The organism is Streptomyces sp. SBT349 (assembly GCF_001083795.1).
GTDB lineage: Bacteria > Actinomycetota > Actinomycetes > Streptomycetales > Streptomycetaceae > Streptomyces.
This window is the reverse complement of sequence record NZ_LAVK01000157.1, coordinates 1-16,572: the sequence shown is the minus strand read 5'-3', so window position 1 is coordinate 16,572 and position 16,572 is coordinate 1. Positions and strand designations below refer to the sequence as shown.

Below are 16,572 nucleotides of genomic sequence, written 5' to 3'. Positions count from 1 at the left end.
GCGCGCCGATCTCTTTTTGTGTTGTCATGCTCCGCAGCCCCCAGAGACCTACACTATCCTCTTCGTCGGCGGCGTCAGATGTTTATAAGAGACGGCCCCGGGCGGGCGGACCCCCGCCGCTCCGCCCGTCAGTGGCCCCGTTCCGCGCCGCCGTTGATCTGGATGACCTGGGACGTGAGGTGGGCGGCCGCGTGGGAGGCGAGCCAGTGCAGGGTCTGGGCCACGTCGCCCGGGGTGCCGGGACGGTGGGTCAGGGTCTCGCCGACCAGGCGTTCGCGGCGTTCCTCCGTCATCAGGCCGCCGAAGAACTCCGTGTCCTCGACCAGGCCGGGCGCCACCACGTTGACCGTCACCCCGCGCGGCCCGAGCGCGCGGGCGAGGTCGTGCGCGTAGGGGTGCAGCGCGGCCTTGCTCGCCGCGTAGGCGCCCGTGCCGGAGCCGCGGTAGGCCGCGATGGAGCTGATGAACAGCACCCGCCCGCCCGGCGAGGCCAGCCGGTCGCGCAGCGCCTCCGTGAGGAGGACGGCGGTGAGGGTGTTGCCGCGGAAGTTCACCGACCAGTCGTGGGCGGTGGCGGCCAGCGGGGCGTCGGGGTCGTCGGGCCCCGGCTCCAGCGTGCCGTTGCCGCCCGCGCCGTTGACCAGCACGTCCACCGTGCCGAACCGTTCGCCGATCTCCCCCGCGGCCCGCGCCGCCTGGGCCGGTTCGGACAGGTCGGCGGGCAGCGCGACCGCGCCCTCGACCGCGTCGGCCGCCCGGTTCACCACCTCCGCGCGGCGCCCGATCAGCACCGTGGTGTCCCCGTCGCGTGCGAAGCAGTGTGCCGTGGCCAGGCCCATGCCCGTGCCGCCGCCGCTGATGACCACGATCCGTCCCGCCATGTCTGGACCGTAACGCCTCAACGAGGCGCCTGCCACGTCAGCTTGGTGCCGTTGCCGCCGATGCCGGGGCCGAGCCCGGCGCGGCCGCCCAGCGCCTCGGCGCGCTCCCGCACGTTGCGCAGGCCGCTGCGGCGGGCGGCGGCGTCGTCCACGCCGACGCCGTCGTCGGCGACGGTGAGCCGGACGGCGTCGCGTTCCCCGGGCAGGCGGGCGGCGGCGTCGACCACCACCTCCACGCGCGAGGCGCGGGCGTGGCGGGCCGCGTTGGACAGCCCCTCGCGCAGCGCGGCGACGAGGTGGCGGGCGGTCTCCGCGCCGACCGCCGTGTCCACCGGGCCGTGGAAGGCGACGGACGGCGTGAAGCCCAGCGTGCCCGCCATGGCGCCGGTTTCGCGCAGCACGCGGGTGCGCAGTCCGGCCGGCGCGCGGTCCGGGTGCTGGTGGAGGCCGAAGATGGCGGTGCGGATCTCCTGGACGGTGGCGTCGAGTTCGCCGGTGGCGGCCTCGACGCGGTCGCGGACGTCCCGGTGGACCGTGTCGCCGGAGGGGGCGCGGCGCAGGGCGCTCTCCAGGGTCATGCCGACGGCGAAGAGCCGCTGGATGACGAGGTCGTGCAGGTCGCGGGCGATGCGGTCGCGGTCCTCGAAGACGGCCAGCTGCTCCCGGTCGCGCCGGGCCGCCGCCAGGACCAGGGCGAGCGCGGCCTGCTGGGCGAACTGCGTCGCCATCGCGCGTTCCGGCACCGAGTAGGGCTTGGCGCCGGCGGCGCGGGCGAGGGAGAGGGCGCCGAGGGCCGTGCCGTCGCTGGCCAGCGGCAGCAGCATGCTCGGGCCCAGGTCCCGGGCGAGGGCGGTGGTCGGCCCCGGCTCGGCGTCGGGGCCGTCGCTGAACACCGGCTCGCCCGCGAGCACCCGGCGCGCGGCGGGGCTGTGGGCGGGGAGGGCGGTGCCGAGCAGGCGGCCCGCGTCGTCGGCCGAGGCGGCGACGACCTCCAGGGCTCCGTCGTGGCCCGGTTCGAGGACGGCGGCCTCGGCGGCGTCGGCGAGGCGCCTGGCCTGTTCCGCGACGACGGCCAGCGCGTTGTCGTCGTCGGCGGACAGGAGGGAGGCGGACAGCTCCAGGCAGCCGTCCATCCAGCGGGCCTGCTGGCGGACGGCCTCCAGGAGGCGGGCGTTGCCGATGGCGACGCCCGCCTCGCCCGCGAGGAAACGGAGGAGGTGGTGGTCGTCGGGGGTGAACGGGACGGGCGCCCCGGCCACCTGGAGGGCGCCGAACGTCGCGCCATGGGCCACGATCGGCACGCAGAGGGTGCCCGGCGGGCCCGGCGTCACCCGTCCGCCGTCGCACAGGGCGCGGGTGAGGGCGCCGGTGTCCTGATCCGTGGCGTCGGCGTTGGCGTTGGCGTTGGCGTCGGGGGCGGCTCCGTGGGTGACGAGGCGGGCGATGCCGTCGCCGGTCTCGTCGAGCACGGCGAGGGCGGCGTGGCGGGCGCCGGTCAGCTCGGCGGCGGTGCGCGTGACGCGGTCGAGGACGGCGTGCGGGTGGGCGTCGGCGTACGCGTCGGCGCCGAGGGACTCGATGGCCTTGAGCAGCCGGGGCAGATGCGGGACCTGCTCCGCCGTCACCGCCGCCGCCGTCTCGGCCGTCTCCACCGTCCCCGCCGTCTCGGGCTTCCTTGGCTCCCCTGGCTCCTGCGCTCGCCGCATAGCCCGAGGGTAATCAGTCCCCTTTCGCCGCGAAAGTCGGGATTCGCTCGGGGGTCCGCCCGCGCCCGTCGTTCGCCCGCTCCCGCTCCAGCGCGCGGCGGAACGGGCCCTCCTCGGCGGCCAGCTCTCCGTAGGGTCCGCGCTGCACCGTTCGGCCGCCGTCCAGGACCAGGACCTCGTCCACCGCGTCGAGGCCGGTGAGCCGGTGGGTGATGAGCACGGTGGTCCTGCCCTCGGTCGCGGCCAGCAGGTCGGCGGTCAGGGCGTCGGCGGTGGGGAGGTCGAGGTGTTCGGCGGGCTCGTCGAGGATCAGCACGGGGAAGTCGGCGAGGAGGGCGCGGGCCAGGGCGAGGCGCTGGCGCTGCCCGCCCGAGAGGCGGGCTCCGTGCTCGCCGACCCGGGTGTCCAGGCCGTCGGGCAGCGCGTCCACCCACTCCAGCAGGCGGGCCTCGCCGAGCGCGGCGCGCAGCGCGCCGTCCTCGGCGCCGGGGGAGGCGAGCCGCAGGTTCTCGCGGAGGGTGCTGTCGAACAGGTGCGCGTCCTGCGCGCACAGGCCGACGATCCTGCGCACGGCGTCCCCGTCGAGCGTGGTGGCGTCGGCCGGGCCCAGGGCGTAACGACCGGACTCGGGGTCGAGGAAGCGCAGCAGGCAGTGGGCGAGGGTGGTCTTTCCCGCGCCCGACGGGCCGACCACGGCGATCCTGCGCCCCGGCGTGAGGTCGAGGTCGAGGCCGTCGAGCGCGGGCCGTGCCTGGCCGGGGTGGCGGGCGGTGAGGCCGCGCAGGGTGAGGGGGAACGGGTCGGCGGGCGTCGGCGCCGGGTGCGCGGGCTCGGCGACGGGCGCGGGCGCGTCCATGACCTCCCGCACGCGTTCGGCGGCGCGGCGGGCGCGCTGGCGGTGCTGGACGGCGAGGGGCAGGCCCGCGACGGCCTCGAACGAGGCCAGCGGGACGAGAACGACGGTGGCGAGCCAGACGCCGTCGAGCCCCCCGCCCGCCACGGCGGCCACCCCGGCCCACGCGGCGGCGGTGACGGTGAGTCCGGTGAGCAGGGTGATCAGGCCGCCGCCGAGCGCGGTGGCGGCGGCGGAACGGGCCGCGAGCGCCGTCAGCTCGGCGTCCGCGGCGCGGACGGCCGCCCGGCGGGCGGGGAGCGCGCCCGCGACGGTCAGCTCGGCGGTGCCGGTGAGGAGGTCGACCGTGCGGGTGGCGAGCTCGCCGCGGGCGGGGGCGAGGCGGGCCTCGGTGCGCCGGGCGACCGCGCCGGTCAGCGCGGGGACGGCGACGCCCGCGGCCAGCAGCCCGGCGGCGAGGGCGGCGCCCGCGGCGGGCAGCAGCCAGCCGGTGAACGCGACGGCCCCGACGCCGACGGCGGCCGCGGCGGCGGCCGGGAGCAGCCAGCGCAGGAAGTAGTCCTGGAGGGCGTCCACGTCGGCGACGACGCGGGAGAGCAGGTCGCCGCGGCGGGCCGTGCCGAGTCCTGCGGGGGCGAGCCGTTCGAGGCGGCGGTAGACGGTGACGCGGAGCGCGGCGAGGACGCGGAGCACGGCGTCGTGGCTGAGGAGCCGTTCGGCGTAACGGAAGAAGGCGCGGCCGATCCCGAACGCGCGCGTCGCGGTGACGGCGACCATCAGGTACAGCACGGGCGGCTGCTCGGAGGCGCGCGAGATGAGCCACCCGGAGGCGGCCATGAGGCCCACGGCGCTGGCGAGGGCGAGCCCGCCGAGCAGCGCGGCCACGCCCAGCCTGGTCCGCTCCGCCGGAAAGCCGCCCTCGGCGGCCTCGGCGATCAGGCCGCGGACCGCGTGCCGTCCGGCCACCGGCGCGGCCGGGAGGGCGGGGACCGCGTCGGCCTCACCGGCGCGGGCCGGGGAGACGGGCGCCTCGGGCCCGCGGGGCCCCGCCGCGGCCGGGACGGCGGAGGTGGCCGGCGCGGCCGGGGCTGGTTCCACGTGAAACATGGTCAGGTCGTCGCCGAGCAGCGCCGGGCGGTGGGTGACCAGGAGGACCGTTCGGGTGGCGGCCAGCCGGGTGATCGCCGCGGCGGCCTGGGCCTCGCTGGCGCCGTCCAGGGCCGCCGTCGGCTCGTCCAGGAGGACGATCGGGCGGTCGGCGAGGAACGCCCGTGCCAGGGCGACCCGTTGACGCTGCCCCGCGGACAGGCCCGTGCCGCCCTCGCCCAGCCGCCGCGCCGGGTCGAGGTCCCCCGCCGCCGCGTCGCGCAGCGCCGCCGCCACCGCGGTGTCGTCCGCGTCGGGGCGGGCCAGCCGGACGTTGTCCCCGACCGTCCCGGCGAACAGGTGCGGGCGCTGCGGCACCCAGGCGATCTGCCGCCGCCAGTCGGCCGGGTCGAGCTCGGCCAGGTCGCGGCCGTCGATCAGGATCCGGCCCGAGGCCGGGCGGACGAAGCCGAGCAGCGCGGCCAGCAGCGTGGACTTGCCGCCGCCCGACGGCCCGGTGAGGACCACCGTCTCGCCGGGGGAGACGGTCAGGCTCGTCTCGGCCAGGGCGTCACCGGCCCGGCCGGGGTAGCGGACCACCACCCGGTCGAAGGCGATCGCCGCCCGGTCCCCGCGCGGCGCGGGCCCGCGGCCCTCCGGGGGCGCCTGCGTCTCCAGCACCGCGAACACCTCGCCGGCGGCGGCGAGTCCCTCCTGCGCCGCGTGGTACTGCGTGCCGACCTGCCGCAGCGGCAGATATGCCTCGGGCGCCAGCAGCAGCACGACCAGGCCGGTGTAGAGGCCGAGGTCGCCGGTGACCAGCCGCATGCCGACGCCGACCGCGACCAGCGCCACCGAGATGGTGGACAGCAGCTCCAGGGCGAACGACGACAGGAACGCGATCCGCAGCGTCCGCAGGGTGCTGCGCCGGTAGTCGTCGGTGATGGCGCGGATGTTCTCGGCCTGGGCCTTGGCGCGGCCGAAGACCTTGAGCGTGGCCAGGCCGCCGACCACGTCGAGGAAGTGCCCGGAGAGCCGGGCGAGCCGGTGCCACTGCCGGTCCATGTGGCTCTGGGTGGCCCAGCCGATCAGGGCCATGAAGAGCGGGATCAGCGGTAGCGTCGCCGCGATGGTGGCCGCCGCGACCCAGTCGTCGGTGACGATGCGGGCCAGGACGGCGACCGGGACCACGACGGCCAGGCCGAGCTGCGGGAGATAGCGGGCGAAGTAGCCGTCGAGGGCGTCGATGCCCCGCGTCGCCAGCGTGGTCAGCTCGCCGGTGGACCGTCCGGCGAGCCAGCCGGGCCCGAGCCGGGTCGCGTGCTCCACCAGCTTCATCCGCAGCTCGGACGTGACCGCCGCACTGGCCCGGTGGGCGGCCAGCTCGGTGAGCCAGGTCACCAGCGCGCGGCCCGCCGCGGTGGCGGCGAGAAGCAGCAGCGGCGTGCGCAGCTCCTCCACGCCGCTGCCACCGGTGAACGCGTCGGTGATGATCCGGGCGATCAGCAGCGCCTGGGCGATCACCAGGACCGCGCCCACCAGGCCGAGCGCCACCGACGCGGCCAGGAAACCGCGGGTCGCGCGGGCGTGCCGCAGCAGCCGCGGGTCCACGGGGCCCGACCTGCGCGACCCCGACCCGCGTGACGCGGTTCTCGCTTCGGTGCTCACCCGGCATCCCTCCCGGCCCGGTAGACGCGGTGCGGCGCTAGTGCGTTGGCTCGGCGATGTGCTGGGTTCCGATGCGCTTGCGGAAGACCCAGTAGGTCCAGCCCTGGTAGAGCAGCACGACCGGCGTGGCCGCGGCGGCGCACCAGGTCATGATCCGCAGCGTGTACGGGGTGGACGAGGCGTTCTCGACGGTCAGGCTCCACTCCGGCGCGAGCGTGGACGGCATGACGTCGGGGAAGAGCGCGAGGAACAGCATCGCGACCCCGGCCACCACCGCCGTTCCCGACCAGGCGAACGCCCAGCCCTCGCGGCCCCGGGCGGTGGCCACCAGCGCGGCGAGCAGGGCGGACCCCGCGGCGGCCAGGGCCGCCAGGCTCCCGCCGTCGCCGCTGTCCGCCTGCGTCCACAGCAGGAACGCCCCGCCCAGCACGCCCGCCGCGACGCCGAGTCCGGTGGCGGCGCGGCGCGCCCGGTGCCGGATGTCGCCGACGGTCTTGAGCGCGGTGAACACGGCGCCGTGGAACGTGAAGACCGCCACCGCCGCGGCCCCGCCCAGCAGCGCGTGCGGGGAGAACAGGTCGAGCGTCCCGCCGGTGTACTCGTGGGCGGCGTCCAGCTCCACCCCGCGCACGATGTTGGCGAAGGCGACGCCCCACAGGAACGCGACCAGCAGCGAGGACCAGAAGATCGTCCGCTCCCACCTCCGCTGCCACCGCTCCTCCGGCCGCTTGGCGCGGTACTCGAAGGCCACGCCGCGCAGGATCAGGCAGACCACGATGGCCAGCAGCGGCAGGTAGAAGCCGGAGAAGAGGGTCGCGTACCAGTCGGGGAACGCGGCGAACGTGGCGCCGGCGGCGGAGATCAGCCAGACCTCGTTGCCGTCCCAGACCGGGCCGATGGTGTTGATCAGGACGCGGCGCTCGGCGCGGTCGCGGGCCAGGGTCCCGGTCAGGACGCCGACGCCGAAGTCGAAGCCCTCCAGGAAGAAGTAGCCGGTCCACAGGACGGCGATGATGACGAACCAGACCTCGGGAAGATTCATCGCAAGCTCCTTGCTCGGTCCCGGCCGCTCAGTAGGAGAAGGCCATCGGCCGGTCGGCGTCGTTCTCCTGCCCCTCGCCGCCGCCCCCGGGAGGGCCGCCGACGCGCGTGGGCGGGTTGAGGTCGGCCTCGGTCAGCTCGGGCGGCCCCGCCGTGGCGTAGGTGATCATCAGGCGCGTCTCGATCACGGCGAGCGCCGCGTAGGCGAGGGTGAAGACGGTCAGCGAGGCGATCACCTCGCCCTGCGAGACGCCGGGCGACACCGCGGACGAGGTGCGCAGCAGGCCGTAGACCACCCAGGGCTGGCGGCCGGTCTCGGTGAAGATCCAGCCCCAGGCACTCGCGATCAGCGGGAAGAGCATGGTCAGCAGCGCCAGCCGCCAGTACCAGCCGGTCAGCGCCGGTGGCAGCGCGCGCCCGCGGGTGAGCGCCAGGCGCGGCACCTCGTCCTCGCCGGTGCGCAGGGCGGGCGCGAGCCACAGCCGCCGCCGGGTGAGCCAGAGCCCGGCGGCGCCCAGGGCGGCGGAGGCCATGCCGAAGCCGATCATCCACCGGAAGCTCCAGTAGGCGAGCGGGATGTTGGGCCGGTAGTCGCCGGGGCCGTACTCCTCGGCCAGCGCCTCGTTGAGGTCGTTGATGCCGGGCACGGCCTCGGAGAAGTTGTCGTGGGCGAGGAAGGACAGCAGACCCGGGACCTCGACGGCGACCATGTTGTGCCCCTGCTCGACGTCGCCCACGGCGAAGAGGGAGAACGGGGCGGGCGCCTCGGTCTCCCACAGCGCCTCGGCGGCGGCCATCTTCATCGGCTGCTGCTCGTACATGATCTTGCCCAGCCGGTCCCCGGTGAACGCGGTCAGCATCCCCGCCGCGACCATCGTGACCAGGCCGAGCCGCAGCGAGGTGCGCATGACGGCGACATGGCGGCGCCGGGCCAGGTGGTAGGCGGCGACGCCGACCATGAACGCGCCGCCCGTGAGGAACGCGGCGGTCAGCGTGTGGAAGAACTGGGCGACGGCCGTGTTCTGCGTCAGCACCTGGACGATGTCGGTCAGCTCGGCGCGGCCGGTCTCCTCGTTGATCCGGTAGCCGACCGGGTGCTGCATCCAGGAGTTGGCCGCCAGGATGAAGTACGCGGAGATCACCGTCCCGACGGCGACGGTCCAGATGGTGGCCAGGTGGAGCCGGGGCGGCAGCTTGTCCCAGCCGAAGATCCACAGCCCGATGAAGGTGGACTCGAAGAAGAAGGCGATCAGCGCCTCCATGGCCAGCGGGGCGCCGAAGACATCGCCGACGAAGCGCGAGTAGTCCGACCAGTTCATCCCGAACTGGAACTCCTGCACGATGCCCGTGACCACGCCCATCGCGATGTTGATCAGGAAGAGCTTGCCCCAGAACTTGGTGGCCTTGAGGTACTTCTCCTTGCGGGTGCGCACCCAGGCGGTCTGGAGACCCGCGGTCAGGGAGGCCAGGGAGATCGTCAGCGGGACGAAGAGGAAGTGGTAGACGGTCGTGATGCCGAACTGCCAGCGCGCCAGGGTCTCCGGCGCGAGTGCGAGGTCCATGGGTTCGGGTCCCTCCGCTGCTTGTCCGCGGTCTAGCTTGTGAACGTATTCACATTCACAAGCCATTATGGACCCCGGAACCCCCGCCCCGGCGGCGGGGGGCCCGTCGAAAGGTGTGGGTTACGCCACCTCGTGCCCGGCGCGGAACGCCGCCGCCGTCCGCAGCAGGATGTCGTTGGCCTGACGCTCCCCGACCGAGACCCGGACGCCCTCGCCCGCGAACGGCCGCACCGTCACGCCCGCCTCCTCGCAGGCCGCCGCGAAGGCCGCGGTGGCGTCGCCGAGCCGCAGCCACACGAAGTTCGCCTGCGACTCGGGCACCGTCCACCCCTGCTCGGCCAGCCCGGCCGCCACCCGCGACCGCTCCGCCACCAGCGTGTCCACCCGCGCCAGCAGCGCGGGCTCGCTGCGCAGCGACGCGACCGCCGCGCTCTGCGCCACCCCGCTCACGCCGAACGGCACCGCCGTCTTCCGCAGCGCCTCGGCCACCGGCTCGTGCGCCACCGCGAAGCCGACGCGCAGCCCGGCGAGCCCGTACGCCTTGGAGAAGGTCCGCAGCACGCACACATTCGGCCGGTCGCGGTAGAGGTCGAGGCCGTCGGGCACCCGCTCGTCACGGACGAACTCCCGGTACGCCTCGTCCAGCACCACCAGCACGTCCTGCGGCACCCGGTCGAGGAAGCGCTCCAGGTCGGCGCGGCCGATGGCGACGCCCGTCGGGTTGTTCGGATTGCAGACGAAGATCAGCCGAGTCCGCTCGGTCACGGCCTTGGCCATCGCCGTGAGGTCGTGCTCCTCGCCCGCCGTCAGCGGCACCCGCACCGAGGTCGCCCCGGAGATCTGCGTGATGATCGGATACGCCTCGAACGACCGCCACGCGTAGATCACCTCGTCGCCGGGCCCCGCCGTGGCCTGGAGGAGCTGCTGGGCGACCCCGACCGAGCCGGTGCCGACCGACAGGTGGCCCAGCGGCACCGCGAACCGCTCCGACAGCTCGTCGAGCAGCGCGGCGGCGGCCATGTCCGGGTAGCGGTTGAGCTGCCCCGCCGCGGCCACGGCCGACTCCAGCACGCCGGGCAGCGGCGGGTACGGGTTCTCGTTGGAGGAGAGCTTGAAGGCACCGGGCCCGTCGCCCGCCGGACGGCCGGGCGCGTACGCGGGGATGCCGTCCAGCGCGGCGCGCAGCCGGGGGCCGGTGGCCCGCTCGGAGACGGGTTCCTGAGAAGATGCGGTCACCCTCCCCAGCCTAAGAGCTGCGCCCCGCCGGGCCCATCCCCGGGAAGCGGGCGGCGCCGGCCCGAGCGTGAACGCCACCGAGTACGCCCCGCGCGCCCCTGGCGAGCGCCGTGGCGCGCATCACCCGTGGGGGTGAGGGCCTCGGTGTTGAATTTGCCGCCGGAGCGTGGCGGCTGCTCGTGCCCTTGGGTTCTGAGCCGCCTGGCCCCGCGATGACCATGGGATGCACGGGGCATTCCTCATTGGATCATGCAAAAACGTATCGGCGCTCGGCCGTCTCGAACCAGCCGCCGAGCGGCCGTCCCGGGCCTACCATCAGGTCGCCATGACAGCAGCGAAGCATCAGGTGACCCGGGGAACCGGGCGCCGCACGAGCGGCCGGGCTGGCATCCGCGACGTCGCCGCGGCCGCAGGTGTCTCGATCACGACTGTCTCCGACGCGCTCAACGGCAAGGGTCGTCTCCCCGACGCCACCCGCCGTCATGTGCGCACCGTGGCGGACCGCCTGGGCTACCGCCCCTCCGCCGCCGCCCGCACCCTGCGCACCGGCAAGTCGGGGCTGATCGGGCTCACGGTCACCACCTACGGCGAAGAGCCGTTCACGTTCACCGAGTTCGCCTACTTCGCCGAGATGGCGCGCGCCGCGACCTCCGCCGCGCTCGCCCGGGGCTACGCGCTGGTGATCCTGCCGGCGGCCTCGCAGCACCGTGAGTTCGACGTCTGGTCCAATGTGGCGCTGGACGGCACCGTCGTGATCGACCCCTCCGACCACGACCCCGTGGTCACCGAGCTGGTCCGCCAGGGCATCCCCGTCGTCTCGGACGGCAGGCCGGGCGGCAGCCTGCCCGTCACCGCCTGGGTGGACAACGACCACGAGGCCGCCGTCACCGGGCTGCTCGACCATCTGGCCGCGGGCGGCGCCCGCCGCATCGGCCTGCTGACCGGGACCAGCACCGACACCTACACCCGTCTGTCCACCACCGCCTACCTCAGCTGGTGCGAACGCGCCGGCCAGGACCCCGTCTACGAGGCGTACCCGGCGCACGACCCCTGCGCCAGCGCCGTCGCGGCCGACAGGCTGCTGGCGCGCCCCGACCGGCCCGACGCCGTCTACGGCCTGTTCGACCCCAATGGCACCGACCTGCTGGCCGCCGCGCGCCGCTACGGGCTGGGCGTCCCCGAGGACCTGCTGATCGTCTGCTGCAGCGAGTCCAGCGTCTACGCCACCACCGAGCCGCCCGTCACCACGCTCTCCCTCAAGCCGGGCCGCATCGGCACGGCCGTCATCCACCTGCTCATCGACGCCATCGAGGGCTCGGCGGGCTCGGCGGGACGGGCGGGCCCGCCGCCGGGCGGCCAGGGGCCGGGCCAGCAGCGGGGCGCGCGTCCCGTTCCCCCGGCGGGCCGTCAGCACGGCCAGCCGCACGCCTTCCAGCAGAACCATCAGGTGATGCCGACCGAGCTGATCGTCCGCGCCTCCTCGCAGCGCCCGGCACCCTCCGCCGGGGGCCCGCCGCGCACCACTGTCGCCGCCCCGCGTACACCCCCTGCCGCTGACCAGTAGTTTCGGGTAGACAGTTACCGGCGGCCGACCTCGGCCACCCCGGGTGTGTCACAAGGGCCCACGCGGATTCCTATGATGGGCGAATGGCACCGTGACCTGGCCCCTCGGGCAGGTCGTCACAGCGGAGGCGGCGCGTAGTGGTGGAGGGGTCGATGACTCAGGGGGCCGGCCAAGGACCGGACGCATGGGCGGGAGAGGATGCCGTCTACTCTCCGACGGTGCCCGATCTGCCGGTGCAGGACAGCACCGGCAGGCTTTTCGTGGTCGGTGACGTGCACGGATACCTGGACGAGCTGCGCCTGGCGCTCCGCGAGGCGGGGCTGACGGACGAGGCCGACCAGTGGGCCGCGGGCAACACCCGGCTGTGGTTCCTCGGGGACTTCACGGACCGCGGCCCGGACGGGATCGGCGTCATCGATCTGGTGATGCGGCTCTCGGCCGAGGCCGCCGCCGCGGGCGGGTACTGCAAGGCGCTCCTGGGGAACCACGAGTTGCTGCTGCTCGGGGCGAGCCGATTCGGCGACACCCCGGTGGAGTCGGCGGCGGGCACGGCCTCGTTCCAGGCGGCGTGGATTCTCAACGGCGGGCAGCGCACCGACATGGAGCGGCTGCGGGATCACCACATCCAGTGGATGTCGCGCCTGGACTCGATGGCGCTGGCCGACGGGCACCTGATGCTGCACTCGGACACCACCGCCTACCTGGAATACGGCAGCACGGTCGAGGACGTCAACGACGCGATCTGGCAGGCCCTTCAGCGCAATGACGTCGAAGAGACGTGGGATCTGTTCCGGAAATTCACCAAACGCTTCGCCTTCCGCGACGAGTCGGGACCGCAGGCGGTCCGGGAGCTGCTCGACACCTATGGCGGCAAGCGCGTGGTGCACGGCCACAGCCCCATTCCCTATCTGACCGGTGAGAGCGGCGGCTCCGACGGGGACGCGGGCAACGGCGCGGGCGGCGACGGCACCCCGCGCGTGGACGGCCCGCACCTGTACGCCGACTCGCTGGCGATCGCGATGGACGGCGGGGTCACCATGGCGGGCAAGCTTCTGGTGGCCAGCCTGCCGCTGGAGGCGTAACCGCACGCGCCGTCGGGGCGTCCCACGGGCGAGTGGCGAGCTGGGAAAGATTCCGGTAATTCCCTGTCATGAATGCGCCGTTCCCTTTACGATCGGGGATCTGCTCACCAGCTCTCTGCCAGAGAAGCATCTGGGGACGCACATGAACAGCGCTGATGGTTTTCTGCCACCCGAGGATCGTGCCGACTTCGAGCAGGTCCTCGACGAGGCGCTGCGCACGGCCCGGCTGACCTCGGGGGCCGACGCGGCCGGGATCGAGGAGTTGCGCGGCCTGGCGATCGAGGCGCTGCCCGACATCGCGGCGGCGGCGGCGACCGAGTACGAGCGGCTGGCCCGGCTTCGCGTGCGGTTCGGCGGCCGGCCGCGGCCCGAGGCGGGGCCGGGCGAGGTGGCCGTCGCGCCCGCGGGGGCCGGGGTGGTCACGGTCTTCTGCGCGGTGGTGCCCGTCCTCGCGGCGATCGCCGCCGTGGTGTTCCTGCTGCTGGGCTATGTGCTGGGGGTGGCCGAGCCCGAGCCGGCGATGGCCGAGCCGATGCGGACGGTGGGCTGGGTGTTCGCGGTGGTGGCGGCGGCCGGGCTGCTGATCGCCGCGGGGGGCCTGGTGATCGCGGCGGCGCGCAACGGGTCCACCTCGATTCGCGCCTCCGCGCCGGCGGATCAGCTGACGCGCGCGCGGGAGGAGTGGCGCCGCGCGCTGCACGAGGAGGGGGTCGCGCCGTTCCTCCGGGCGCAGCTGTCCGCCCTCCCCCACCATCCGCAGGACCAGGCGCCGCGGCTGCGGTTCTCCAGCCCGCACTTCAGCAGCCCCGATTTCTCCAGCGGCGACGGCTCGCCCCGCTCCCGGCCGGAGTACGGCGCCCCCGACTTCTCGGGCCCGAAGTTCACGAGCCCCGCCGAGGGCGGCGCCGACCGCGAGTAGCGGCTGCCGTCACGAACGGACGGCGGGGGCGCTCCGTTCACCCGGCGAGCAGCGCTTCGATCACCCGGGCCACGCCGTCGTCCTCGTTAGACGGTGCGTGGTGGCGGGTCGCGGCGAGGACGGTGGGGTGCGCGTTGGCCATGGCGTAGCCGGTGCCCGCCCAGCCGAGCATCGGGAGGTCGTTGGGCATGTCCCCGAACGCGACCACCTCGTCGGGGCGGATGCCGTGCCGGCGGCAGCGCTGGGCCAGGGTGCTGGCCTTGCTGACGCCGGGTGCGCTGATCTCCAGCAGGGCGGTGGTGCTGGACCGGGTGAACTCTCCGTGCGCGCCGGCCACTTCGCGCCCCAGTGCGAGGAACGCGTCGGGGTCGAGCGTGTCGTGGTGGGCGAGGAGCTTGAGCACGGGCAGGTCCTCGTCGTGGGTGAGCAGCTTCTCGGCGGCGGCGACCTGGGAGGCGCTGTCCCAGATCAGCGGAGGGTAGGCGGGCTCGTGGTGGAAGCCGGCCGAGCGCTCCACCGCGAAGCTCACGCCGGGGGCGGCGCGGCGCAGGGCGTGGACGATCAGCAGCGCGTTCTCCACGGCGAGGGGCCGGGTCTCGACCAGTTCGCCGCCGCGGTGCAGGTCGGCCACCGCGGCGCCGTTGCCGCAGATGGCGACGCCATGGCCGTGGACGTGGGCGGTGACCACGCCCATCCAGCGGGCGGGGCGGGCGGTCACGAAGATCACGTCGATGCCCGACGCCTCCGCGGCGGCGAGGGCGGCGACGGTGCGGGGCGAGACGGTGGCGTCGTTCCTGAGCAGAGTGCCGTCAAGGTCTGTGGCGATCAGGCGAGGTGGGGGCACAGTCATTCAGCATATGCGCCAGAAGCGCGCACATCAGTGCGAAATCGGACGCTTCCGTGGGGGACGTGAGCTTGTCGGGAAGCGGCCTGCGGGCGGCCGGAAAGGGCCTACCCTTGCTGCCCATGGCTGATTCACCCGGGCTTCCGCTGCGTCTCTCCACCGTCATCGTGCCCGTTCACCGCTGGTCGGAGGGGGGCCGCGAGACCTGGCGGCGTGCCGAGGAGCTCGGCTTCCACACGGCCTACACCTATGACCACCTCTCCTGGCGCAGCTTCCGCGACCGCCCCTGGTTCGGCGCGCTGCGGACGCTGACGGCCGCCGCCTGCGCCACCGGGACCCTCAGGCTCGGCACCCTGGTCACCTCGCCCAACTTCCGCCACCCGGTGACCCTCGCCAAGGAGCTCATCACCCTGGACGACGTGGCCGGTGGCCGGATCACCCTGGGCATCGGCTCGGGTGGCACCGGCTTCGACGCCACCGCGCTGGGCCACGAGGCGTGGCCGCCGGCGGAGCGGTCCGAGCGGTTCGCGGAGTTCCTGCGGCTGCTCGACCGGCTGCTCAGCGAGGGCGGCACGGGCGGCGTCTCGTACCAGGGCGAGTACTACGCCGCGCACGAGGTGCGCACCATCCCCGGCTGCGTGCAACGGCCCAGGCTCCCGTTCACCGTGGCCGCCAACGGGCCCCGCGCCATGCGCCTGGCCGCCCGGCACGGGCAGGCGTGGGTCACCAGCGGCGACCCCGCCACGTTCAACGGCTCCGCCGACAGCTTCCACGCGGGGCTGGCGCGGCAGGTCGAGCGGATGGAGCGCGTGTGCGAGGAGGCGGGGCGGGAGCCGGGCAGCCTGGGCCGGGTGCTGCTGGACGCCGCCGGGTTCCAGCCGATCGGCGTCTCCCCGCTCGCGTCCGTCGCCGCGTTCGTCGACTACGCCGGCAGGTGCGCGGAGCTCGGGTTCACCGAGCTGGTCCTGCACTGGCCGGTCCCCGACTCGGTCTTCGCCGCCGATCCCGGCGTCTTCGAGGACATCGCCACCGAGGGCCTGGCCCAGCTCGCGGGCTGATCGGAGCGGCTCGCCACCGGGCGGACCGGCTGCCGCGCTCGGCGGCGCGCCCCCGCGCGAGCGCCCGTCGCGCCGTTGAACCGCGGGAGATGAACGGGACATGAAGAGCGCGCGAGGGGCGCGGGACGTTCCTCCCGGGCCATGGCCGAAACGCCCGGTGGCTACTAGCGTCGGAACATGAGTCTCCTCCGTCGAACCGCTCGCCCGCTGCTCCGGCGTATCGATCAGCGCATCGACCGCAAGCTCCGCAAGGAGCTGAACGGCGCCAAGGACGAGCTGAAGCAACTCAAGGAGCAGCAGCACCTGACCCAGCTGCTCCTCGGCCCCGACGGCCGCCGCTTCAACCGCCACCCGACGCCCGGGGCGATCACCAGCATCGCCAAGCAGGTCGGCGAGGTCACCGGCGAGAAGCACGCGCGCCGCGCGGTGATCCAGGCGTACCGCACGCTGGTGGAGGTCGAGAACCGCGGCGTCGGCCGGATCGCCGGCGGCACCTCCAACATCCTCGGCAAGCTGGCCACCACGCCCCTGCTGAAGCCGCCGAACGGCGACATCCTCGAAATCGGCACGCTCTACGGGCTGTTCGCCGGATGCCTGGCGCGCCAGATGCTCCGCGCGGGCATCCCGTACCAGCTGACGATCGTCGACCCCATAGCTCCGGTGCAGCTCCAGGAGGGCATGGAGATCACCGTGGACGCCTCGGGCACGCCCATCAGCGAGGACATCGTGCGCGCCAACCTGCACTACGCGGGCGTGCTGCCCGACCGGGTGCGGCTGCTGCGCGGCTACTCCACGGACGCGGACATCCACGTGACGCTCACCGGCGGCAAGTTCGGTGTGATCGTCGTGGACGGCGACCATTCGGCCAAGGGCGTCGAGGCCGACCTGAACTGGGTGGAGGAGCTGGCGGCCCCCGGTGCCGTCGTCGTGGTCGACGACTACGACGACCGTGTCTGGCCCGGCGTGACCGAGGCGACCGACGCGCACCTCGCGCGGACCGACACCCGGCTCACCAAGATCGGCAAGGTCAACACCAGCGCGTTCCTCCGGGCCGAGTAGACCCGCCCGCCCC

General features: G+C 74.4%; 12 protein-coding genes. 5 read left to right on the top strand and 7 right to left on the bottom strand.

The window, feature by feature from the left end; translation table 11 throughout:
- Positions 1–128: 128 nt before the first annotated feature.
- The 6 genes from ADY01_RS19775 to hisC form a co-directional block, all read right to left on the bottom strand.
- Positions 129–881 carry an SDR family NAD(P)-dependent oxidoreductase gene (locus ADY01_RS19775; RefSeq protein WP_049575180.1) on the bottom strand — a complete coding sequence of 251 codons (753 nt, stop codon included), beginning with the start codon at positions 879–881 and terminating at the stop codon, positions 129–131.
- A 17-nt stretch (positions 882–898) separates the two neighbouring features.
- A complete protein-coding gene (locus tag ADY01_RS19770; RefSeq protein ID WP_053170996.1) occupies positions 899–2,587 on the bottom strand; it encodes a GAF domain-containing sensor histidine kinase in 1,689 nt (562 codons plus the stop codon).
- Between the two features lie 13 nt (positions 2,588–2,600).
- Positions 2,601–6,194 carry a thiol reductant ABC exporter subunit CydD gene (gene cydD / locus ADY01_RS19765; RefSeq protein ID WP_049575174.1) on the bottom strand — a complete coding sequence of 1,198 codons (3,594 nt, stop codon included), beginning with the start codon at positions 6,192–6,194 and terminating at the stop codon, positions 2,601–2,603.
- A gap of 37 nt (positions 6,195–6,231) precedes the next feature.
- A complete protein-coding gene (cydB, locus tag ADY01_RS19760) occupies positions 6,232–7,236 on the bottom strand; it encodes a cytochrome d ubiquinol oxidase subunit II (protein WP_049575172.1) in 1,005 nt (334 codons plus the stop codon).
- A gap of 28 nt (positions 7,237–7,264) precedes the next feature.
- Positions 7,265–8,797 carry a cytochrome ubiquinol oxidase subunit I gene (locus tag ADY01_RS19755; RefSeq protein WP_049575169.1) on the bottom strand — a complete coding sequence of 511 codons (1,533 nt, stop codon included), beginning with the start codon at positions 8,795–8,797 and terminating at the stop codon, positions 7,265–7,267.
- Between the two features lie 120 nt (positions 8,798–8,917).
- The gene (gene hisC / locus ADY01_RS19750; RefSeq protein WP_049575164.1) at positions 8,918–10,033 is read right to left on the bottom strand and encodes a histidinol-phosphate transaminase; all 1,116 of its coding nucleotides are present in this window, start codon (positions 10,031–10,033) and stop codon (positions 8,918–8,920) included.
- A 325-nt stretch (positions 10,034–10,358) separates the two neighbouring features.
- On the opposite strand from hisC, the gene ADY01_RS19745 reads away from it, so the two are divergent.
- The 3 genes from ADY01_RS19745 (at position 10,359) to ADY01_RS19735 (ending at position 13,598) form a co-directional block, all read left to right on the top strand.
- Positions 10,359–11,597: a LacI family DNA-binding transcriptional regulator gene (locus tag ADY01_RS19745; RefSeq protein WP_049575160.1), complete on the top strand. Its 1,239-nt coding sequence runs from the start codon at positions 10,359–10,361 to the stop codon at positions 11,595–11,597.
- Between the two features lie 137 nt (positions 11,598–11,734).
- Complete coding sequence (locus ADY01_RS19740; protein ID WP_107081765.1) at positions 11,735–12,679, top strand: metallophosphoesterase; 945 nt, start codon at positions 11,735–11,737, stop codon at positions 12,677–12,679.
- 142 nt (positions 12,680–12,821) lie between these two features.
- On the top strand, positions 12,822–13,598 hold the full coding sequence (locus tag ADY01_RS19735; RefSeq protein WP_049575153.1) for a hypothetical protein: 777 nt from the start codon (positions 12,822–12,824) through the stop codon (positions 13,596–13,598).
- Positions 13,599–13,635: 37 nt separating this feature from the next.
- Here ADY01_RS19735 and ADY01_RS19730 read toward each other — a convergent pair whose 3' ends face one another.
- Positions 13,636–14,448, bottom strand: coding sequence for a Cof-type HAD-IIB family hydrolase (locus ADY01_RS19730; protein WP_049575150.1), 813 nt, complete (start codon positions 14,446–14,448; stop codon positions 13,636–13,638).
- A 116-nt stretch (positions 14,449–14,564) separates the two neighbouring features.
- Here ADY01_RS19730 and ADY01_RS19725 point away from each other — a divergent pair, with 116 nt between their 5' ends.
- Positions 14,565–15,500 carry an LLM class flavin-dependent oxidoreductase gene (locus tag ADY01_RS19725; protein ID WP_049575147.1) on the top strand — a complete coding sequence of 312 codons (936 nt, stop codon included), beginning with the start codon at positions 14,565–14,567 and terminating at the stop codon, positions 15,498–15,500.
- A gap of 177 nt (positions 15,501–15,677) precedes the next feature.
- Positions 15,678–16,559, top strand: coding sequence for a class I SAM-dependent methyltransferase (locus tag ADY01_RS19720; RefSeq protein ID WP_049575144.1), 882 nt, complete (start codon positions 15,678–15,680; stop codon positions 16,557–16,559).
- Positions 16,560–16,572: the final 13 nt, after the last annotated feature.

Coding starts and splice junctions, on each gene's coding strand:
- ADY01_RS19735 (WP_049575153.1), top strand. CDS start 12,822: ATGAACAGCGCTGATGGTTTTCTGCCACCCGAGGATCGTGCCGACTTC.
- ADY01_RS19770 (WP_053170996.1), bottom strand. CDS start 2,587: ATGCGGCGAGCGCAGGAGCCAGGGGAGCCAAGGAAGCCCGAGACGGCG.
- ADY01_RS19725 (WP_049575147.1), top strand. CDS start 14,565: ATGGCTGATTCACCCGGGCTTCCGCTGCGTCTCTCCACCGTCATCGTG.
- ADY01_RS19720 (WP_049575144.1), top strand. CDS start 15,678: ATGAGTCTCCTCCGTCGAACCGCTCGCCCGCTGCTCCGGCGTATCGAT.
- cydB (WP_049575172.1), bottom strand. CDS start 7,236: ATGAATCTTCCCGAGGTCTGGTTCGTCATCATCGCCGTCCTGTGGACC.
- ADY01_RS19775 (WP_049575180.1), bottom strand. CDS start 881: ATGGCGGGACGGATCGTGGTCATCAGCGGCGGCGGCACGGGCATGGGC.
- ADY01_RS19745 (WP_049575160.1), top strand. CDS start 10,359: ATGACAGCAGCGAAGCATCAGGTGACCCGGGGAACCGGGCGCCGCACG.
- ADY01_RS19755 (WP_049575169.1), bottom strand. CDS start 8,797: ATGGACCTCGCACTCGCGCCGGAGACCCTGGCGCGCTGGCAGTTCGGC.
- ADY01_RS19730 (WP_049575150.1), bottom strand. CDS start 14,448: ATGACTGTGCCCCCACCTCGCCTGATCGCCACAGACCTTGACGGCACT.